The organism is Pseudomonas sp. NPDC087614 (genome assembly GCF_044743485.1).
GTDB classification, from domain to species: domain Bacteria; phylum Pseudomonadota; class Gammaproteobacteria; order Pseudomonadales; family Pseudomonadaceae; genus Aquipseudomonas; species Aquipseudomonas baetica_A.
Genome location: NZ_JBIUWN010000088.1, coordinates 1 through 21,280, shown reverse-complemented (window position 1 = coordinate 21,280; position 21,280 = coordinate 1). Strand labels below are relative to the sequence as shown.

The 21,280-nt window shown below is 59.8% G+C and carries 9 protein-coding genes, 1 rRNA gene and 2 pseudogenes; 5 read left to right on the top strand and 7 right to left on the bottom strand.

Going from position 1 to position 21,280, the window contains the following annotated elements:
- From rrf to ACIOWA_RS24030, 3 genes and pseudogenes are all read left to right on the top strand, one after another.
- Window positions 1-94 (top strand): 5S ribosomal RNA (gene rrf, locus ACIOWA_RS24040); the annotation flags it as partial.
- A gap of 377 nt (window positions 95-471) precedes the next feature.
- Window positions 472-1,548 (top strand): annotated as a pseudogene (locus ACIOWA_RS24035) (cache domain-containing protein); the annotation flags it as partial.
- A gap of 69 nt (window positions 1,549-1,617) precedes the next feature.
- Window positions 1,618-2,403 carry a methyl-accepting chemotaxis protein gene (locus ACIOWA_RS24030; protein ID WP_371857642.1) on the top strand — a complete coding sequence of 262 codons (786 nt, stop codon included), beginning with the start codon at window positions 1,618-1,620 and terminating at the stop codon, window positions 2,401-2,403.
- A gap of 145 nt (window positions 2,404-2,548) precedes the next feature.
- On the opposite strand, the gene ACIOWA_RS24025 is transcribed toward ACIOWA_RS24030, so the two are convergent.
- The 5 genes from ACIOWA_RS24025 to ACIOWA_RS24005 form a co-directional block, all read right to left on the bottom strand.
- Entirely contained in the window at window positions 2,549-3,016 is a 468-nt protein-coding gene (locus ACIOWA_RS24025) for an SRPBCC family protein (protein WP_339434193.1), read from the bottom strand.
- 22 nt (window positions 3,017-3,038) lie between these two features.
- Window positions 3,039-6,434, bottom strand: coding sequence for an amino acid adenylation domain-containing protein (locus ACIOWA_RS24020; RefSeq protein ID WP_401162297.1), 3,396 nt, complete (start codon window positions 6,432-6,434; stop codon window positions 3,039-3,041).
- A gap of 13 nt (window positions 6,435-6,447) precedes the next feature.
- Window positions 6,448-7,377 (bottom strand): diiron oxygenase, encoded by a 930-nt coding sequence (locus ACIOWA_RS24015; protein ID WP_339434191.1) that lies wholly within the window; start codon window positions 7,375-7,377, stop codon window positions 6,448-6,450.
- On the bottom strand, window positions 7,374-8,150 hold the full coding sequence (locus ACIOWA_RS24010; RefSeq protein WP_339434190.1) for a DUF3050 domain-containing protein: 777 nt from the start codon (window positions 8,148-8,150) through the stop codon (window positions 7,374-7,376). The genes ACIOWA_RS24015 and ACIOWA_RS24010 overlap by 4 nt, the downstream gene beginning before the upstream one ends.
- 766 nt (window positions 8,151-8,916) lie before the next feature.
- Complete coding sequence (locus ACIOWA_RS24005; protein ID WP_401162294.1) at window positions 8,917-9,627, bottom strand: GntR family transcriptional regulator; 711 nt, start codon at window positions 9,625-9,627, stop codon at window positions 8,917-8,919.
- A gap of 197 nt (window positions 9,628-9,824) precedes the next feature.
- Between ACIOWA_RS24005 and lapG the strand changes: the two genes are divergently transcribed.
- On the top strand, window positions 9,825-10,517 hold the full coding sequence (lapG, locus tag ACIOWA_RS24000; protein WP_339434188.1) for a cysteine protease LapG: 693 nt from the start codon (window positions 9,825-9,827) through the stop codon (window positions 10,515-10,517).
- Between the two features lie 14 nt (window positions 10,518-10,531).
- Window positions 10,532-12,478 carry a cyclic di-GMP receptor LapD gene (gene lapD / locus ACIOWA_RS23995; RefSeq protein ID WP_401162292.1) on the top strand — a complete coding sequence of 649 codons (1,947 nt, stop codon included), beginning with the start codon at window positions 10,532-10,534 and terminating at the stop codon, window positions 12,476-12,478.
- A gap of 128 nt (window positions 12,479-12,606) precedes the next feature.
- On the opposite strand, the gene ACIOWA_RS23990 is transcribed toward lapD, so the two are convergent.
- Together ACIOWA_RS23990 and ACIOWA_RS23985 are read right to left on the bottom strand one after the other, a co-directional pair.
- The gene (locus tag ACIOWA_RS23990) at window positions 12,607-12,945 is read right to left on the bottom strand and encodes a tryptophan synthase subunit beta (RefSeq protein WP_339434186.1); all 339 of its coding nucleotides are present in this window, start codon (window positions 12,943-12,945) and stop codon (window positions 12,607-12,609) included.
- Window positions 12,946-13,093: 148 nt separating this feature from the next.
- Window positions 13,094-21,280, bottom strand: a pseudogene (locus ACIOWA_RS23985) (LapA family giant adhesin); the annotation flags it as partial.

Sequence of the window (21,280 nt, the reverse complement as noted above, 5' to 3'; positions counted from 1 at the left end):
AACCACCTGATCCCATCCCGAACTCAGCAGTGAAACGATGCATCGCCGATGGTAGTGTGGGGTTTCCCCATGTGAGAGTAGGTCATCGTCAAGATCGAATTCCGAGACCCCTGTCTGCTAACGCAGTCAGGGGTTTTCTCGTTTCAGGGCTTCCCGCTTTATGAGCTTTGCTGATGTATCGAACCTGCCATTTGCGCCACCTGGTATAACGCTAGTCACTGGCGAACCCCCCCAAATAAAAACACCGAACACTGCAATCATCATTTGTTCAGTGTGCCTGGCGCTCGAGTAGTGGTCAGAAAACCTTCCGCGACACAGGTTCTGGATCACCGTTCGGCGGGAATCTGGTAGAAGTGACGTCCATTTCGTGCAAAGCCCTAAGATTTCTGCGAAACGTGCCGACAGACTGGTGAGACATGCGTGCACCAAAGTAGAGCAGACAGTAGAACGCTGCTTACGCTGTTACATGGAATGTTGCATCCCGGAACGCATCCCCACATTTGTCATAAGAAGTCCCATGAAATGAATCTCAAGTTCAGCCATAAAATCCTGCTGGCCGCCTCGGGCGTCGTGGTCCTGGCGTTCGCGCTGTTCACCCTCTATAACGACTATCTTCAGCGAAATACCATTCGCCAGAACCTGCAGTCTTCCGTGCAGCAAGCGGGCGATCTGACTGCCAGCAGCGTGCAGAACTGGATGAGCGGGCGGATTCTGGTTTTGGAGAACCTCGCGCAGAACGTTGCCCATCAGGGCAAGGACGCTGATTTTCCGGGGCTGGTTGATCAACCGGCCTTCACCTCTAACTTCCAGTTCACCTATGTCGGTCAGGCCAACGGTGTGTTCACTCAACGTCCTGACGCGAAGATGCCGGACAGTTACGATCCGCGGCAGCGCCCCTGGTACAAGCAAGCAGTGGTCGCCGACAAAACCATGCTGACGCCGCCCTATATGGCCGCCGTCGGCGGTCTGGTGGTGACCATCGCCATGCCGGTGAAAAAGAACGGTGAACTGCTCGGCGTGGTCGGTGGTGACCTGAGTCTGGAAACCTTGGTGAAGATCATCAACTCGGTGGACTTCGGTGGTTTGGGTCATGCGTTCCTGGTCAGCGCCGACGGTCAGGTGATCGTCAGCCCGGATAAAGATCAGGTGATGAAAAACCTCAAGGACATCTACCCCAACTCCAGCGTGCGCATCGAGAAGGGCAACCAGAACGTGGTGCTCAACGGCCAGGAACGCATCCTGTCGTTCACCCCGGTCAATGATCTGCCGAATGCCGAGTGGTACATCGGTCTGTCGATCGATCACGACAAAGCCTACGCCGCACTCAGCCAGTTCCGTACTTCGGCGTTGATCGCGATGTTCGTTGCCGTGGGTGCCATTGCTCTTCTGCTGAGCCTTTTGATCAACGTGTTGATGCGCCCGCTGACCACCATGGGCCGTGCAATGCAGGACATCGCCCAGGGCGAAGGCGATCTGACCCGGCGTCTGGTGGTCGAGAGCAAAGATGAATTCGGTGAACTGGGCAGTGCCTTCAACCAGTTCGTGGAGCGGATTCACGCGTCGATTTCCGAAGTGTCTTCGGCCACTCGCCATGTGCATGATCTGTCGCAACGGGTGATGGCATCGTCCAATGCCTCGATCGTCGGCTCCGATGAGCAGAGTGCGCGTACCAACAGCGTGGCCGCGGCGATTAACGAGTTGGGCGCCGCCACGCAGGAAATCGCCCGTAACGCCGCCGACGCCTCGCAGCACGCCAGCGGTGCCAGCGAGCAGGCTGATGATGGCCGTCAAGTGGTGGAGCAAACCATTCTGGCAATGACAGAGTTGTCGCAGAAGATCAGCCTGTCGTGCACTCAGATCGAAACCCTGAATGCCAGCACCGACAACATCGGCCACATCCTCGATGTGATCAAAGGCATCTCGCAGCAGACTAATTTGCTGGCGCTCAATGCCGCCATCGAAGCGGCGCGTGCCGGTGAAGCCGGTCGTGGTTTTGCGGTAGTGGCGGACGAAGTGCGTAACCTTGCCCATCGCACCCAGGAATCGGCGGAAGAGATCCACAAGATGATCACTTCCCTGCAGGTCGGTTCGCGTGAAGCGGTGAGCACCATGAACGCCAGTCAGGCGTCCAGCGAGCAGAGCGTTGAAGTGGCCAACCAGGCCGGTCTGCGCCTGGTCAGCGTCACCCAGCGTATCGGTGAAATCGACGGTATGAACCAGTCAGTGGCCGCCGCCACCGAAGAGCAGACCGCGGTGGTGGAAACCCTCAACGTCGACGTTAACCAGATCAACCTGTTGAATCAGCAGAGCGTGGCCAACCTCAATGAGACGTTGAAGGATTGTGATGCGTTGTCGCAGCAGGCGAACCGGTTGAAGCAGTTGGTCGACAGTTTCAAAATCTGACCTGAAGTCAGATCGCGTTATCGTTCTTCGCGAGCAAGCCCGCTTCCACAGTTTTTGGCGCACACAATATTTGTGTAAGACCAAGATCCTGTGGACGCGGGCTTGCTCGCGATAGCGGTAGTTCAGTCACCGCTAAACCAAAGCCTTAAACAAACAGCTTCAAAACATTCCCCATCGCATCATCGGCAAACCCCTGCACAAACTCCTTGAACCCCGGCAGGGCTTCGGCCCCCCCACTGGCAGGCTCGGCAATGATCGTCCAGGTCGCCCGCGACTTGCCTTCGCCCAGCGATTCCACATTCATCGCTGCCCACAGATTGGCCACGCCCAAGGTGTTGTAGATCGTCGTCCAGGTCATGCACCGTGCCTGTTCATCGCGGGAGTTGAGTTGTTCAACCACCACGTTGCCATCCTTGAAGCATTTCTTGCGCAGCGAAGCCACGCCCTCGCCGGTCATTTCGATGTGCGACAGCGCCGGAATGAACCGGTCGAAACCGCCGAAGTTGCCGACCACCGCCCAGACGTGTGCAGCGTCGGCCGGCACTTCCACTGAAGAGACGACGTGGCAGCCGTGCGGGTTTTTGATCAGGGTGTCTGGTTGCAGAGTGCTCATGGTGTTGCTCCTTTTTGATGAACTAGATGAAGTTGATTTCTTTCAGGTAATCGCAGCCGCGACGCAGCAGCGCCGGGGATTTTTTCGGGTAGTGCGCACCCATTTGCTGTACGCCGGCCTCGGCGTTGGCATGGCCGATCAGGGAGATGTCGCCGATGTCTTCCTCGAAGCCGTTGAGGTAGAAACCGAGCACACCGAACAGCGCGTTGTCGGCATCGACTCGCCCCAGTTGCTGCTGCCAGTCCGCGACGCTGACCAGCGAGAACTCATTGCCGGTTTCGCGAAACGAATCGACATAGGCGTCCCAGCTCAAAGGCTCGGGGTTGTGCAGGTTGAACACCGCGCGCTGCGCCGAATAACGGCTGGCGTGGAAGGCGATGAAACGGGCGAGAAAGTCCACCGGCATCAAGTCGAAATTCAGCGCGAAGGCCGGCACCTGACCGAGTTGGAGTGAGCCTTTGAGCATCAGCATCAAGCGGTTTTTGTGCGGCTGGCAGACACCGCTCAGGCTGTTGAAACTGATATTGCCGGGGCGATACAGATTGACCTGAACCCCGAGCGTGCGCGCCCGTTCGAGGATACGTTCACCGACCCATTTCGACAGGTTGTAGCCGTTGCGAATGTAGATCGGTGGCGTTGGCGCGGCGGGCAGTTCCAGGACCCGGCCGGCGTCATCGACCGTGCTTGAGGCCGACAGCGTCGAGACGAAATTGAAGATTTTTTTGCTGCGCCCCTCACACAGGCGCAGCAAGGCGAAAATCGGCTCGACGTTGTCCGCCGCCAGCGACTCGTAATCGAGTACGTGATTGACGTTGGCGGCGTTGTGCACCAGTGCGCCGAACTCGCGATCAAGGCGTTGATAATCGTCGTCAGCCAATCCCAGTTGCGGTCGAGAGATATCTGCCGCGTAGACGCGCACTCGACTCAGATCCAGGTGTTCGAGACGGTTCTCGCGCAACGATTGTGCAAAGCGCTGCTCCGCCGTTAACCCGCCGCCATCACGCACCAGACACGCCACTTCGCTCGCGCCCCAACCGAGCAGCGCCTCGACAATATGTACGCCGACGAAACTGTTGGCGCCGGTGACGATCACCTTGTGCACATCGCCCATGCGGCTGATCGGCAATGGCTCGATCTCCAGCGCTCGTTCGGCATCGGCCATGGCCAGAGCGCTGAGCACGGTGCTGGCATCGCTGCCACGCACCAGCGTCGCCAGTTTGATGATGGTTGGCCGTTCGATGAAGCGGTTGATCGAGATGCTGCGGCCGAACTCCTCACGCAAGCGCAGCAACATCCGCGAAAGCAAAATCGAGTGCCCACCGAGATTGAAGAAGCTTTCGTCGGTGCAAATATCACCGGGCGGCAGCTCCAGCAGTTGCGCCCAGATCTCCAGCAGCAGGGCTTCGTCGGCATTCGCCGGCAGGCATTTCGGGCCGCTGTCCTGGACGCTCACCGGCAGATCGAGCAGCGCTTTGCGGTCGACCTTGCCGTTGCTGGCGAACGGCATGCTCGGCAGCTCAGTCCACGCCACCGGTTGCATGTAGTCGGGCAGAAATTGCTGGGCGTGGGCCTTCAGCGCTTCACGTGCGGCGTCCGATTGAGGCTGGGCGAGAAACGCCAGAATCCGCCGCTGACTGTCGATCACCACGGCGATTTGTCGGTACAGCTGACTCTCGCGCAGGCAACGTTCGATCTCTTCCGGCTCGACCCGGAAACCGCGGATCTTCACTTGATTGTCGCGCCGCCCGCACAGCTCGATACCGTGCTCGCCCCACTTGGCCATGTCGCCGCTGCGGTAGGCGCGCAACGGCTGGCCATCCGGCAGATTCAGGGTCAAGTAGCGCTCGGCAGTCTGCTCTGGATTGTTCAGGTAACCGAGGCAGACGCCGGGACCGACGATGAACAGTTCGCCCACGGTGTGCTCGGCCACCGGTTGCAGATCGTCATCAAGAATCAGCACTTGGCTATTGGCGATCGGTGCGCCGAGGGTTCGATTGCTGTCGCCGGGTTTGAGCTGGCGAGCGGTGATCAGCACGGTGGCTTCGGTGGGGCCATAGAGATTGTGCAGTGTGCCCTGGCGGGTCAGTTGCTCGATGACGAACGGCTCACAGACATCGCCGCCGGTCATCACCTGCTGCACGCTTTGCAGTTGCTCCAGCGGCAGGATGCTCAGTAGCGCTGGCGGCAGAAACGCGTGGGTCAGTTGCCGACGACGGATGAGTGCGACCAGTTGCAGCGGATCACGCCGTTGCGTGTCATTGGGCACCACCAGTTCGGCGCCTTCGAGCAGGGTCGGGAAAATATCGATCAGCGAGGAATCGAAGCTCAGCGAAGAAAACTGCAACACCCGACTCTCGGCCTGCAGTTGCGTGTAGTCGGCGTACCACGCGGTGAAGTGCGCGAGATTCGCCTGACTGAGCAGCACACCCTTCGGATGCCCGGTGGTCCCCGAGGTGTAGAGCGCCATGCACGGTGCGTCGAGTTCCGGGCGCTGGCGCATCAGGGGGCGACCGAGATCGGCGTCTGTGCTGTCGATATGGCTGACATTCAGCCCCGGCATGGTTTCGCTCAGCGGATGTTCACCGTCATGCAACAACAGCAAGGCACCCGCGTTTTCCAGGATGTATTGCTGGCGCTGCAACGGATGGCTCGGCTCCAGCGGCAAGTACACCGCGCCGCTGCCGAGAATCGCCAGTATCGAGGCAAACAGTGCAGGGCTTTTTGGCAGGCAAATGCCAACCACCCACGGTTGCGGATGCTGGTCGAGCAGCGGCTGCAAGCGCTGTTGAATCGCCTGGCTGTGAGCGTGCAACTGACGGTAGCTGATCGACTGCTCGGCGACGTGTAGCGCCGGGCGTTCGGCGTGGCGGATCAGGCTCTGTTGCAGGCCTTCGATCAGCGGAGTCTGTGCCTGTTGCAGCAGCGCCGGGTGCGCTGTGGCGTTGAGGCGATGAACGTAGGCCAGGCTGTCGAGGAACAGCAGGTTTTGCACCTGTTCAAAGTCTGGCGCAGCAACACACGCAACCTGTTGGAAATATGACTCATCACGGGAGAAGCGGCTGACCAGCAATGCCACCTCGTCGACCACATGCGCCAGGGCCCTTTGGCGCAGTGATTGGCCATTGCCTGAAGGCTCATCCGCTATCGGCGTGCGGCTGATCAGTGACGAGCCGAGAAAGCACAGCAGGTCGAGTGTCGGCAAACCTGCACTGCCTTGTGCATCGACACCCAGGCGCAGATGCAGGTGTGGAATGGCGCAGAGATCGCCGGCTGCAATGAAGCCATCGTCGATGATCAAATCCACCGTCGATTTCGCTGCGCCGTTGCGCCGCAATGTATGCCCGTGTTGTTCAAGCTCCACCGCCAGGTCAGCCATGGCCTGGCTTGTGCCAATCAGCAAAATGTCGAGACGTTTCATGTCGGCCTCCTCTTCAAACCAGATAGTCGTGCAGGGCGTGCTGGACACACGGCGTGTCGAGCAGCGAGCTGTTGTGGAAGAACTTCACGATGTTGCCGACCAAGGGGTGGTGGCGGTTGATCGGAAAGGCCAGTCCGGCCATTTCGCTCTTGAGCGAGTGGCGCGTGGCGTCGTTGACCGGCAGTGCATCGATCAGGCGCAGGTCGAAGGATTTCTGGATGTCGTTGGTCAGGTAATGTTCGATGAACACCGGCAGAATCTGCGCGATGGTTTCGCGATCTGCCTGACCTGCGGTGTGCCAATAGATGCGCACCATCCGCGCCCAGAAACTTGAATGGCGACCCTCGTCGAGCAAGTGGTCGGCCATCAGGCCCTTGATCGATGGCTTGACCGTGTCGTCCCGGGCGAACGCCGCGACGTCACCGGTCACGGTGTTTTCCGCGATGGCCACGCAGATCAATTCCACGGCGCTGCGCAGGTGCTCAGGTGCCAGCGCAACGGCAGCCGGAATCGCCCGACTCAGCTCGATTTCATCGGGCAACTGAATCGGCTCGATGCCGGTCATGGCCACCGTTTGCTGCATGAAATCCATCGCCACCAGTGCGTGGTAATCCTCGTCCACCACCACGGTCATCGCGTCGTAACGACAGGCATACGGGAAGGGCACGGCGAAACGGTTCTTGGCGATGCTGCGGGCGGTCTTGTCGACGATTTCGGTTTCGAAGATCACCACGTCGTTGATGAACTTGTACAGCGTCTGCACCAAGGCGAAATCACGCTGTTGCGGACATTCGCGCAGGAAGGTGTCGCAGAGCACCAGCGGTTGGCGGCTGAGCGGATAGATCAGGCGCTGGTCGTCCTCCAGTACCCGTCGCGGGCGGGTACGGATGGTTGCGCGGCTCTCCCACGCCTCGGCGAAAGATTGGTAATCGGCGGCATTCATCGGGCCACCTCCGCCAACGGTTCACGCATGCTCAGGCGCAGGCCGTCCCACAGTGCGATGCGGCTTTCGACGGCGGCAATGGCGCTGGCGTAAACCTCGCTTTCTCGCTGCGGGTCGCCGTCGACGAGCCTTTCAAGAAGCTGTTCCGCCGCCGGGCCGTGATCCTCGGAGTCGACTTCGATGTGCCGCTCCAGGTAGTAGCGGAAGGTCGGCGCCTGTTCGATGCCGATGCCCCAGTCATCGAGGATGCGCTGGAACATGGTCGGGATCACACTCTCGCGGCCATGCAGAAACGCAGCGGCCACGCTGTGTCCCGGCGCATGCAGGGCAATGCGTAACGTGTCGCGGACAAACTGCGCGGCGGCCGGATCGATCTCGATGCTCTGCAGTGCCACGTCATAGCTCACGCCTTCTTGCTGCAGCGCGACGAAGCGTTCCACAGCCGAGGTACTCGCACCGACTTCGCGCATCGCATCCAGATACAACTCGAAATGGCTGTAATGACCATGGCTCAGGCAGTCGTCGGATTCTTCACCGAGGACAATTTCATTGATCAGACGTGCGGCATGGGGATCACGCGGTGGCAGCCAGGGCAGACGGGTGCAAGTCAGTTCCTGTTGCAGGCGTTTGGTCAGCGACATGAAATCCCACACGGCAAACACATGGGTTTCCATGAAACGTTGCAAGGTACTCAATGAGTCGATTTCGCCAAAGATGGGGTGAACGCTAAGTTCGGCTTTCTTCTGGGCAAGTTGGTGCTTTATTTGAGACATGACGGGCCTTTATCCTTGATGTGAAATGGGACAGCTCTTTCAACTGCGCAATCAATGGAACAGCGGCTTGTTATTCTTTTTCCAGGCGTACGGCAGCCTCATACAAATCAATGAAGTTGGATTGATGTATGTCTAGAACTGCGCGGCAGCCGGACTGGGCGTTGCCATCCCTTTACTTGTAAGGTTGGTCTGCGCCCCACTGGTGCGGGAAGTTCAAGCTCGGCGAGGAAAAACTAATACAACGCCAAACAAATTAACAAGTCTAATTTTAATTATTTTTAGTTGTCGTTTTTTCAAGTATGAGTGTGCCCGATAAAACTATTTGAATAAGTTTTATTGGGGCGAAGTTGCTCCTTTCGGACAATAAAGGCCAAAATGAAATGTACAGAGTGAATGCCTCACTCGAAGCAACTTTGTGATGAAGAGATTTAAGTTATTTGAAGGGATGAAAGTGGGCGATGACGGGCGCCGATTCTTTCCTTTTCCCGTGACAAGGCTCCTTCCGTAGGTTCCTGTTGCGGGGACTGCGCCGGCGGTGCGGTGCGTCGCCCGTTCTTTTTGGGTTGGCCGTTCAAGAGTGAGGGTAAATGGCCGCCACGGCTATTACCGATTCTTCACCGCAGGGGTGCAAGTTTCGGGCTGATTGACGCAGGGAGGTTAGAGCGAAGGGGTATGGATGCCAGCGTATTTGTGGCCGGTGCGCGGAGGATTTGTAAGCGGGTTATTCGCCGGGCAGACCTGCAAGTCTGAGCCCGGCGTGCAGGGATCAACGTGTGGCTTTGTGGTTTTGCGCGGCAGAACTGGCGAGATACTCGGTGATGACATCGACACCACGGTTGAGGTGCTGTTCGAGCAGAGCGATCGAGCGTTCGACATCACGCTCGATCACCGCTTGCAGCATGGCGCGATGGTCGTCCTGAGACAGTTTGCCCAGGCCCATGGCGTCGAGGTTGAAACGCAGGAAGCGCTCCTCTTCGTTGAGCCCGTCCTCCACCAGACGCAACAGCCGCTGGTTGGGCGCCTTGCAGTACAACGCCATGTGGAACAGGCGGTTGAGCTGGCCGATTTCCGTGTAATCGTGTTGAGCCTCTAACGCTTCGATGTAACGGGCTGCCTGTGCGTGATCAGCGTCGGTCAGCAGTGGAATCGACTGACGCATGGCTTCGGACTCGAGCAGAATGCGCAACTCGTAGGTTTGCGCGGCATCACCCTGAATCAGCGGGGCCACCACGGCACCTTTGTGCGTGGTAACGCTCAGCAGTGCCTGCGCCTCGAGCTGGCGCAAAGCTTCGCGCACCGGCATGCGGCTGACACCGAACAGATCGGCGAGATCCTGCTGGCGCAGGGCTGTGCCACACGGTAAACGACCATCAAGGATGGCGGCACGCAGGGTTTCTTCGATCGTCGAGCGAGCCAAGTGAGCGGGAATCGGCCTATCGACTTTGATGCTCTGCAGCGGTTTGGGCTTCTGAGTCACGACTACGCACCCTGTATGTCGACTGAATTTGGATCCAAATGACACTAGAGATTGCTCTACAGGTTGTCAAACCGTGTAGAGGATCTCCGTCACATTTGAAGTTTAGCGCGTCGAGGATGATCTCATGGTGCCATTGTTTTTTCCCCGGCTAAGCTTCACCATCAAACGCTTTCATTCCTGCCTCCTGGAAACCTGCTGTGGCGGTACGTTTCGTGATCCCCCGCACGTTGCGCTGGTTAGGCTGCGCACTGCTGCTGGCCGGCCTCATGCTGGGCGGTCTGCATGCCGATTGGGATTTTTCGGCGATCAGCCGCAAGGCTACGGCACTCTATGGACCGCTGGGCGCAGGGCAGCAGCGAATCGATGCCTGGCAAAATCTGCTGGCGACGCAGAAACAGGTCAGCGAAATGGACAAGCTCAAGGTGGTGAACCTGTTTTTCAACAAACAGGTGCGCTATGTCGAAGACATCGACCTGTGGCACGAGGTCGACTATTGGGAAACCCCGATTGAGGCGCTGTGGAAGGGCGCCGGCGATTGTGAAGACTACGCGATCGCCAAGTATTTCAGTCTGCGCCACCTGGGCGTTTCCAGCGACAAACTGCGCATCACTTACGTCAAGGCACTGCGCCAGAACCGCGCGCACATGGTGCTGACCTACTATTCCACGCCCGACGCCATGCCGCTGGTGCTCGACAGTCTGATCGATTCGATCCAGCCTGCGTCCCAACGGACCGATTTGCTGCCGGTCTATTCTTTCAATGCCGAAGGTCTGTATTTGCCGGGGGCCAAGGGCAACAAAAAGGTCGGTGACACCAAACGCCTGTCGCGCTGGCAGGATGTGCTGAAAAAAATGCAGGCCGAAGGTTTCCCGGTCGAAACGATTAACTAGGAGCACGCGCTCAGATGTCTTTGTTCAAACAGCTGTTGATCGCTATCTGTCTGTTCCTGGTGGTCGCCTTCACCGGCAGCTTCATGGTCAGTCTGGAGAGCTCGCGCACCCAGTACGTCAACCAGTTGCGCTCCCACGCTCAGGACGCGGCGACGGCGCTGGCGTTGTCATTGACGCCTAATATCGACGATCCGGCGATGGTCGAGTTGCTGGTCAGTTCGATTTTCGACAGCGGCTATTACGCGAGCATCCGCGTGGTTGATCTGAAGACCGACAAGACCATCGTTGAGCGCAGCGGCATCCCTGCCGTTACCAACGTGCCCGATTGGTTCGTCAAACTGATTGGTCTGGAGCCCGCTGGCGGTGATGCGCTGGTCAGTCGTGGTTGGGAGCAGGCGGCAAGAGTTGAAGTGGTCAGTCACCCGATGTTCGCCCTCGCCAAGCTGTGGCAGAGCGCGCTGGGCAGTCTTGGCTGGTTGCTGATCTGCGGCGCCGTCAGTGCCGTACTCGGCGCGCTGTTGCTGCGCCGGCAATTGAAACCGCTGGATTACATGGTCCAGCAGTCCCATGCGATTGCCCGGCGCGAATTTCTCAGCCTGCCGCAGCTACCGCGCACACCCGAGTTGCGGCGCGTGGTGCTGGCCATGAACCAGATGGTCGAGAAGCTCAAGGCGCTGTTTCAGGAGCAGGCCGAGCGCAGTGAAAAACTGCGTGCAGAGTCCTATCAGGACAACCTCACGGGGCTGGCCAACCGGCGCTATTTCGAGATGCAGTTGAACAATCGGGTGAGTAACCCGGAGCAGGCCAGCTCCGGTTACTTGCTGTTATTGCGGGTCAAGGACCTGGCCGGGCTGAATCAGCGCCTTGGCGGCCAGCGCACTGATGAGTTGCTGAAAGCGGTTGGCGAGCAACTCTCCCGCGAGTGCGCCAGATACCCGGAAACCCAGAACCTCGTCACCCGCATTCGCGGCGGTGAATTCGCCGTGCTGGCGCCGGGGCTGGTCCGTGAGGAAGCGCTGCAACTGGCGCAAAGCCTTGATGCCGCGCTGGGCAGCTTGCATACCACGGGGGCTACCGATGTCGCGGCGGTGGCGTCGATTGGTCTGGCGCCGTTTGCCCACGGCGATTCGCCGCAAGCCGTGCTCAGCCTTGGCGATCAGGCGCTGGCGCAGGCCGAGGGGCAGGGCGAGCAGAACTGGGCGTGTATCGATCACAGCTTCACGGCTGACGTTGGCGACGATCACCACGCCTGGCACCGTTTGCTCGATCAGGCATTGAATCAGCGGCGTTTCGAGCTGTTCTTCCAACCGGTAGTGGCCGCTGAAGACACGCAGTTTGTGCTGCACTACAAAGTGCTGTCGCGGTTGCTTGATGATCAGGGCCAGACTATTGCGGCCGGGCGTTTCCTGCCGTGGCTGGAGCGTTTTGGCTGGACCGCGCGACTGGATCGCCTGATGCTCGAACGCGTGCTTGAGCAGATGATGGAGCATGAGGATTCGCTGGCGCTGAACCTGTCGTCCGCGACGTTGGCCGATCCGCAGGCGTTGAACAAAGTCTTCGAGATTTTACGGGCTCATTCCAATCTGGGGGAGCGTCTGACCCTGGAAATAGGCGAAGAGCAATTGCCGGAGCAAGCCGTACTGGAACAGTTGACCCGGCGTCTGCGCGAGCTTGGTTTCTCCTTGAGTCTGCAGCGTTTCGGCGGGCGCTTCAGCATGATCGGCAACCTGGCGCGGCTGGGGCTGGCGTACTTGAAGATCGATGGCAGCTACATTCGTGCGATCGATCAGGAGAGTGACAAACGCTTGTTCATCGAGGCGATCCAGCGTGCGGCGCACAGCATTGATCTGCCGCTGATTGCCGAGCGTGTGGAGACTGAAGGGGAGTTGGCGGTGATTCGCGAGATGGGGCTGTATGGGGTACAGGGGCAGTTTTTGGGTGAGCCCAAGCCTTGGCGGTGATCTTTTAGTTTGGCGGCGTCACGGATGCCGCTTTCGCGAGCAAGCCCGCCCCCACGGGGGATTTGAGTTGTTGACCCGTTCCCCTGTGGGAGCGGGTTTGCTCGCGGATGGGCCTGAAGATTGAGTCTTCAGATCAACCCGCCCTCATCCTCGTCAATCAACTGACTCAACCCGCCCAACGCCTCACGCGCCTGGGTCCGGTCCATCAGTTTGGCCTGGGCCGCCGGGGGCAGGTCGGTGACGCGGATCACGCCTTTCTGGGTCAGCACCTGAATCAGGTCGTCGAGTACCCGAATCATTTCAAAGTCGCTCTGCTTGAGCTGTTTGAGGCTGTTTTCCACGGCTTCGTTGGCGTACCACGCCTGGATTTCGTGGTGGTCGGCGGGCAGCGTTTCCGTGGCCTCGGCGTAGGCCGTGGCTTCCACGCGAATCAACTGGCCTTGCGCATCGCGTTGCACGTAAAACATTGAGCATCCCTCAGAAATGAACCCGCGTCATGCTGTCAGCAGCATAGCCAACCGCACGCGAGTATGCGGTGCGGCGACGCAATCGTCACCGGTCCGGACAGCACAAACGTGACGGCCGCCCCATTGGGGCGGCCGTTTTGTTCACGGATCAGCTGTTGTTGTGGTCGACTTTGATGGTCGGATCGCTACCGGCAATCAGGTTGTGAATGTTGGCGCTGGACCAGTTGTTGCCTTCCAGTTTGATCGTCACGTCCGGCGTTGCGGCGGCGGTATCGCCCGAGTTGAACTTGCCGCCCGAGCTGACTTGCAGCGACGACACGCCATCGACCGTGGTGATCTTCAGGAAGTTGTCGATGGTGCTGCCGGTTTCGCCCTGCAACAGGTCACGCAGGTCGATGCGGTCACCTTCGCTGGCCTTGAAGTCCTTGATCACGTCGTTGCCGGTGTCGCCCGCCTTCCAGACGAAGGTGTCGGCACCGGAACCACCGATCAGGATGTCGTTGCCCTGCCCACCGATCAGCGTGTCGTTGCCGGTGCCACCGAGCAGGATGTCATTGCCTTTACCGCCGTCGAGCAAGTCGTTGCCGCCCGAGCCGAACAGAATGTCATTGCCCGCGCCGCCCAGCAGGGTGTCGTTGCCGTCATGCGCACCGGACACATCGAACGCCTGATAGTGCTCGGTGATGTACTGGTGCACATTGCTGGTGGTGACTTTGCTGACGTCGACGCCGGTTTCCTTGGCCACGAACGCCTGCATCGCCTGATAACCCTCGCCGGCAATGCCGTTGAAACTCACCAGATCGCCGAACAGGATGTCGTTGCCGTTGCCGCCGCTGACAGTGTCGTTGCCCGGCATCGTCGCTTCGGTGTGGCCGATGATCGAGTTGGCCAGGTCCTTCGGATCGATGTTGGTTTGCGGCGTGTGGTCTGAGTCGTACGGCTTCAGATCGTTGAGGCTGACGCCGGTGTTGATACCGATGGCCTCGACGTTCGACAGACCGCTGAGCAGCGTGAAGCTACTGTTGGAGTTGCTGGTGGTCGACGAGTCGGTGCTGTTGCCGGTGCCGGCCAGGCTCGACAGCTCATAGGTACCGTCGCCCTGAGCGTGAATAGTGCCCAGACTGCTCCAGTTCCAACTGCCATTCTTGTACGTCTGCAATACCACGCTGCCGGCGCTGTTGATGCTCAGGTAGTGGGTGTTATCGATGTAAGTGCTGAAGGTGTCGCCCAGCTTGTAGTTGCTGGTCGTCACCACGCTGTCGAGCTTAACGCTGCCATACAGCGTCGGGTTGGTCTGCTCGCCGTTCTGATAGTAGGTCGGCTGGCCATCGGTGATGAAGTACGTGAGGTTTTTCGCCCCGGTGTTGGCCACCGCTTCAGCGCTCTGGAAGAAGTTGGCCGTGGTCTTGAACACGTCCTCGTAGTTGGTGCCGCCGCCGGACGTCATTGAGTCCAGCACGGCCTTGAGCTTGGTCAGGGCGTTCGGGTCATTGAGGTTCACCGACACCGATTTGTTGACCTGGGTATCGAAGTCCACCAGGAAGATGTTCACCGTGCCCGAATTGCTGCCGCCCAGGCTTTGCTTGAGGGTGTTGAACACCGATGTCAGCGAGTCCTTGGCCGCGTTGATGGACGAGGTGCTCATACTGCCGGAGCTGTCGACCATGAATGCGATGTTGTAGTTGGTGCCCGGCACGACGGTCAGACCGCCGATGTCGGCAACGATGATGTCGTTGCCATCGGTACCGGTGACGGTGTCATCGGCCGAAGTGGCGACGATGGCGTTGTAGACCGCCGGCACCACGGTGACCGGAATGGTTGCCGTGCTGCTCGCCGAGCCGCCGACCTGTTCGGTGGACGTCGAGGTTACGGTCAGGTTGAACTGGCCGTTGTAGTACGGCGGTGGCGTGACGGTCAGGCTGCCGAGATTCCAGCCAGTGACGTTGGCATCGCCGCTGGTCGCCGTGACGGTAAAGGTATGGCCCGCGCCATCGCTGAGCACCGAGCCGACCGGTGCGCCGCTGATCTTCACGCTCAGGGTTTCCGAACCATCGGTGTCGGTCAGCGCAGTGGAGACCGCCGACAGTTTGACCGTGGTGCCTTCGGCACCAGTGTTGAGCTTGAAGCCGTCGTAATAGCCTTCGCCGTTGGTACCGTGCAGATCGGAGACGGTCACGCCGGAGTTGATCAAGTCCTGCACGCCGGTGTAGATCGGCACGCCAGCGCTGCTCAGGTCGATCGCCGTGCCGCCGTTGACCGACAGGTTGACGTCGTAGCTGCCTGGACCGTTCTGGTTGTGGTGGTAGATGTCCAGGGTGTAGTAACCGCTGGTGGTCGGGGTGAACGAACCGTTGAGGTTGCCGCCCGCGCCCCACGTCGTGGCTGCCACGTTTTTACCGCCGATGGTCACCAGCAAGCTGTCATCGCCGACACCGCTGAAGGTGTAGGTCTTGCCCGCTTCCAGATAGATCAGGCCGGATGTTTTCGAGGCGGTACCGGCGGCTACACTGCCGTCGGACTGCACATTGGTCACGGTGCCGCTGGAGTTCGGTGTGCCCGCGCCGTCGATCACGTTTTTCAACGTGGTCGAATCGGCGCCGTTGCCATTGGTGCCCAGGCCCGACAGGCCGGTCCAGACTTCCTTGATCAGCCCGGTGGACTTCACGCTGTTGTCGGCCACGCTCACGGTCGGGGCATCGGCCACCGGCGTGATGTCGATTTTTACGGTGCCGGTGTTGCCCAGCAGTTGGCCGTCGGTTGGCTGGAACTTGATCTGTGCGTAGTCCGCCTGGTTATTGCCCAGACCGGTGCCGCCGTAACCGTTCACGCCCGACTCGTTGGCATCCGGCATGAAACGCAGTTTGCCAGCGTCGATGTCGGCCTTGCTGAAGGTCTGGTTGGTGGCGACGTCTTTCCAGGTCGAGCCGTCCAGATACTGCAGTTTGCCTTCACCCGGCAACTGAGTGATTTTCACGCCCAGGCTGCTGGCCGGGCTGTCGACGTCGGTGACACCAAAGGTCGACCAGCCGAGGATCAGCGGCGTGTCTTCGGTGCCGGTGACGTTGACCGGTGCCGCTACCGGCGCATCATTGACTGCCACCACGTTAACCGTGGTGGTCGCGGTGTTGGAGTAGTTGCCGCCATCGGTCACCTTCACGGTGATGATCCGCGGCACGGTGCTTGGGTCTTCACTATTGTTGGTGAAGCTGATGTTCTTGATCGCCTGCATGTAGTCGGCCAGCGTCGCGTTGCCCGACAAGGTCAGGGTAACGGTGCCGTTGGTGCTGTTGGCATTGATGGTGATGCCGTTGACGCTGTTGCCCAGGTTCAGCGCATCGCCGTCCTGACGGTTGGTCAGAGTGACGGTCGCGCCCGTCAGCAGGGTGCTGTCCGGATCGGTGATGCTGATGTCGGTGTCGGCAATCGACACGCCCGCACCCGGAGTGTTTTCGGTGAAGGTCACCTTGTAGTCGGCACCGGTCGCGCCGCTGGAGTTGTTGGCGTCCAGATCGAGAACCGGCGGTGCATCGTTGTCGATGATCGAGGTGCTGACGCTGCCATTGGTGCTACTGACGGCGAGGTTCTCGAAGTTGCCGCCAGTGGCCGAGTCGATCTTGACCACGAAGTTCTCGGTGCCTTCGGTGATCTTGTCATCGATGGTCGCGACGTTGAACTGCGCACTGCTGGCGCCCGCCGGGATCTTCACGGTGTACACACCGGTGAAGTCCGAACCGTCGGCAGCGGTGCCGCTGTAAACGATTTTCAGGGTCACTTCAGTTTGCGCCGGGTGGGTCAGACTGACGGTGTAGCTGGCGGTCTGGCCTTCGGTTACCGAGGTGCTGCCGGTGATGCTGACAGTGGTCGTGTCGATGGTGTCGGTAACGTTGGTCACGGCTGGTGTGTTGCTGGTCACCAGGTTTTCGAAGTTGCCGCCGCTGGTGCCGGTGATGGTTGCCTGCACGGTGCCAGCGTCTTTGTAGACGTCGTCAGCCGGCGCAGGAACAGTCACGATGCCCGTGGTTTTGCCGGTTTCGATGGTGATCACCGAGCCGTTGCTCAGGGTCACGGTGACTGGCGAGCCAGCGGCGTTGGTCAAGGTCGCGGTGTAAACGATCGAACCGCCCTCGGCCACTGTGCCGGTCGCAGTCAGCGACAGATTGGTGGTGTCGATGGTGTCAGTCACCGTGGTGCTGACCGGGGTTTTGTCGGCTACGAGGTCTTCGTAGTTGCCGCCGGTTACGTCAGTGATTGCATTGGTCAGTGGCGCATGACCGGTCAGCGCATCGTTTGGCGCAGTGGTGGTCACAGTGCCAGTGGTTTTACCCACCTCGATGGTGATGTTTTGACCGTTGGCCAAAGTCACCACGACAGGCGAACCAGTGACCGGCGCACCCACAGTGGCGGTGTAAGTAACGGTGCCACCTTCTGCTGCGGTGTCGGTGGCGCTCAGTTTCACCGACATGGTATCGATGGTGTCAGTGACGCTGGTCACGGCCGGAACAGTGCTCGGCACCAGGTTTTCGAAATTGCCGCCGGTCGCTGTGCTGATCGTTGCCTGGACGGTACCGGCATCTTTATAAACGTCATCTGCCGGCGCAGGAACAGTGACGGTGCCGGTGGTTTTACCGGCATCGATGGTAATCACTGCGCCGTTCGACAGAGTCACAGTCACTGGCGAGCCAGCAGCGTTGGTCAGGGTCGCGGTGTAGACGATTGAGCCGCCCTCGGCCACTGTGCCGGTCGCAGTCAGCGACAGATTGGTGGTGTCGATGGTGTCAGTCACCGTGGTGCTGACCGGGGTTTTGTCGGCCACGAGGTTTTCGTAGTTGCCGCCGGTTACGCCGGTGATCGCATTGGTCAGTGGCGCATGACCGGTCAGCGCATCGTTTGGCGCAGTGGTCGTCACGGTGCCGGTGGTTTTACCCACTTCGATGGTGATGTTCTGACCATTGGCCAAGGTCACGACGACTGGCGAGCCGGTCACTGGCGCGCCCACAGTGGCGGTGTAAGTGACGGTGCCGCCTTCTGCTGCGGTGCCGGTGGCGCTCAGTTTCACCGACGTGGTATCGATGGTGTCAGTGACGCTGGTCACGGCCGGAACAGTGCTCGGCACCAGGTTTTCGAAGTTGCCGCCGGTGGCAGTCGAAATGGTTGCCTCGACCTTGCCGGCATCTTTGTAAACGTCATCAGCCGGCGCAGGAACAGTCACAGTGCCGGTGGTTTTACCAGCGTCGATGGTGATCACTGCGCCGTTCGACAGAGTCACGGTGACTGGCGAGCCAGCAGCGTTGGTCAGGGTGGCGGTATAGACAATCGAACCGCCCTCGGCGACCGAGTCGGTCGCGCTGAGCGACAGGTTGGTGGTGTCGACGGTGTCAGTCACGGTGGTGCTGACTGGTGTTTTGTCGGCCACGAGGTTTTCGTAGTTGCCACCGCTCACGTCAGTGATCGAGTTGGTCAGCGGTGCCTGACCAACCAATGCGTCGTTAGGCGCGGTGGTAGTCACAGTGCCGGTGGTTTTGCCGACTTCGATGGTGATGTTCTGGCCGTTGGCCAGAGTTACCACGACTGGCGAACCCGTGACCGGGGCGCCCACGGTCGCGGTGTAGGTGACGGTGCCACCTTCAGCAGCCGACTCGGAGGCGGTGAGTTTGACGGTGGTGGTGTCGATGGTATCGGTGACGTTGGTAACCGCTGGAACAGTGCTCGGCACCAGGTTCTCGAAGTTGCCGCCCGTGGCAGTCGAAATGGTTGCTTCGACTTTGCCGGCATCTTTGTAGACGTCATCGGCAGGCGCTGGAACAGTCACAGTGCCGGTGGTTTTACCAGCGTCGATGGTGATCACTGCGCCGTTCGACAGGGTCACGGTCACTGGCGAGCCAGCGGCGTTGGTCAGTGTGGCGGTATAGACAATCGAACCGCCCTCGGAGACCGAGTCGGTGGCGCTCAGCGTCAGGTTGGTGGTGTCGACGGTGTCAGTCACGGTGGTGCTGACTGGTGTTTTGTCGGCCACAAGATTTTCGTAGTTGCCGCCGCTCACGTCAGTGATCGAGTTGGTCAGCGGTGCGTTACCGGCCAGCGCATCGTTTGGCGCGGTGGTGGTCACGGTGCCAGTGGTTTTGCCGACTTCGATGGTGATGTTCTGACCGTTGGCCAGAGTCACCACGACTGGCGAGCCAGTCACCGGAGCACCCACAGTGGCGGTGTAAGTAACGGTGCCACCCTCAGCCACGGAAGTATCAGCCGTCAGTTTGACGGTCGAAGTGTCGATGGTGTCGGTCACTTCAGTCACGGCCGGAACAGTGCTCGGCACCAGGTTCTCGAAGTTGCCGCCCGTGGCAGTCGAAATGGTTGCTTCAACTTTGCCGGCGTCTTTATAGACGTCATCGGCCGGCGCTGGAACAGTCACAGTGCCGGTGGTTTTGCCCACCTCGATGGTAATCACTGCGCCGTTCGACAGGGTCACAGTCACTGGCGAGCCAGCGGCGTTAGTCAGGGTGGCGGTGTAAACGATCGAACCGCCCTCGGCCACAGAATCGGTGGCGCTGAGCGACAGGTTGGTGGTGTCGACGGTGTCAGTCACGGTGGTGCTGACTGGTGCTTTGTCGGCTACGAGGTTTTCGTAGTTGCCGCCGCTCACGTCAGTGATCGAGTTGGTCAGCGGGGCGTTACCGGCCAGCGCATCGTTTGGCGCAGTGGTGGTCACGGTGCCGGTGGTTTTGCCGACTTCGATGGTGATGTTCTGACCGTTGGCCAGAGTCACCACGACAGGCGAGCCGGTGACCGGTGCACCAACAGTGGCTGTGTAAGTGACGGTGCCGCCTTCAGCCACGGAAGTATCAGCCGTCAGTTTGACGGTCGAAGTGTCGATGGTATCGGTCACTTCAGTCACGGCCGGAACAGTGCTTGGCACCAGGTTCTCGAAGTTGCCACCGGTCGCGGTGGCAATGGTTGCTTCGACTTTGCCGGCGTCTTTGTAAACGTCATCGGCTGGAGCCGGAACGGTGACGGTGCCCGTGGTTTTGCCGGCTTCGATTGTGATCACCGAGCCGTTCGACAGAGTCACAGTCACTGGCGAACCCGCGGCGTTGGTCAGGGTCGCGGTGTAGACAATCGAACCACCCTCGGCCACAGAGTCGGTGGCGCTCAGCGTCAGGTTGGTGGTGTCGACGACGTCGGTGACGGTGGTCGAAACCGGGGTCTTGTCGGCTACGAGGTCTTCGTAGTTGCCGCCAGAAACCCCCGTGATCGAGTTGGTCAGCGGTGCGTTACCGGCCAGCGCATCGTTTGGCGCAGTGGTGGTCACGGTGCCGGTGGTTTTGCCGACTTCGATGGTGATGTTTTGACCGTTGGCCAGAGTCACCACGACAGGCGAGCCGGTGACCGGTGCACCAACAGTGGCTGTGTAAGTGACGGTGCCGCCTTCAGCCACGGAAGTATCAGCCGTCAGTTTGACGGTCGAAGTGTCGATGGTATCGGTCACTTCAGTCACGGCCGGAACAGTGCTTGGCACCAGGTTCTCGAAGTTGCCACCGGTCGCGGTGGCAATGGTTGCTTCGACTTTGCCGGCGTCTTTGTAAACGTCATCGGCTGGAGCCGGAACGGTGACGGTGCCCGTGGTTTTGCCCGCCTCGATGGTGATCACTGCGCCGTTCGACAGGGTCACAGTCACTGGCGAACCCGCGGCGTTGGTCAGGGTCGCGGTGTAGACAATCGAACCACCCTCGGCCACAGAGTCGGTGGCGCTCAGCGTCAGGTTGGTGGTGTCGACGACGTCGGTGACGGTGGTCGAAACCGGGGTCTTGTCGGCTACGAGGTCTTCGTAGTTGCCGCCAGAAACCCCCGTGATCGAGTTGGTCAGCGGTGCGTTACCGGCCAGCGCATCGTTTGGCGCAGTGGTGGTCACGGTGCCGGTGGTTTTGCCGACTTCGATGGTGATGTTTTGACCGTTGGCCAGAGTCACCACGACAGGCGAGCCGGTGACCGGTGCACCAACAGTGGCTGTGTAAGTGACGGTGCCGCCTTCAGCCACGGAAGTATCAGCCGTCAGTTTGACGGTCGAAGTGTCGATGGTGTCGGTCACTTCAGTCACGGCCGGGACAGTGCTCGGCACCAGGTTCTCGAAGTTGCCACCAGTAGCAGTCGAAATGGTTGCTTCGACTTTGCCGGCGTCTTTATAGACGTCATCGGCTGGAGCCGGAACAGTGACGGTGCCGGTGGTTTTGCCCGCCTCGATGGTGATCACTGCGCCGTTCGACAGGGTCACGGTGACTGGCGAGCCAGCAGCGTTGGTCAGGGTGGCGGTGTAGACGATTGAGCCGCCCTCAGCCACGGT

What these genes read in the sequence shown, in the direction of transcription:
- ACIOWA_RS24030 (WP_371857642.1), top strand. Translation starts at nt 1,618, where the DNA reads ATGGCATCGTCCAATGCCTCGATCGTCGGCTCCGATGAGCAGAGTGCG.
- ACIOWA_RS24025 (WP_339434193.1), bottom strand. Translation starts at nt 3,016, where the DNA reads ATGAGCACTCTGCAACCAGACACCCTGATCAAAAACCCGCACGGCTGC.
- ACIOWA_RS24020 (WP_401162297.1), bottom strand. Translation starts at nt 6,434, where the DNA reads ATGAAACGTCTCGACATTTTGCTGATTGGCACAAGCCAGGCCATGGCT.
- ACIOWA_RS24015 (WP_339434191.1), bottom strand. Translation starts at nt 7,377, where the DNA reads ATGAATGCCGCCGATTACCAATCTTTCGCCGAGGCGTGGGAGAGCCGC.
- ACIOWA_RS24010 (WP_339434190.1), bottom strand. Translation starts at nt 8,150, where the DNA reads ATGTCTCAAATAAAGCACCAACTTGCCCAGAAGAAAGCCGAACTTAGC.
- lapD (WP_401162292.1), top strand. Translation starts at nt 10,532, where the DNA reads ATGTCTTTGTTCAAACAGCTGTTGATCGCTATCTGTCTGTTCCTGGTG.
- ACIOWA_RS23990 (WP_339434186.1), bottom strand. Translation starts at nt 12,945, where the DNA reads ATGTTTTACGTGCAACGCGATGCGCAAGGCCAGTTGATTCGCGTGGAA.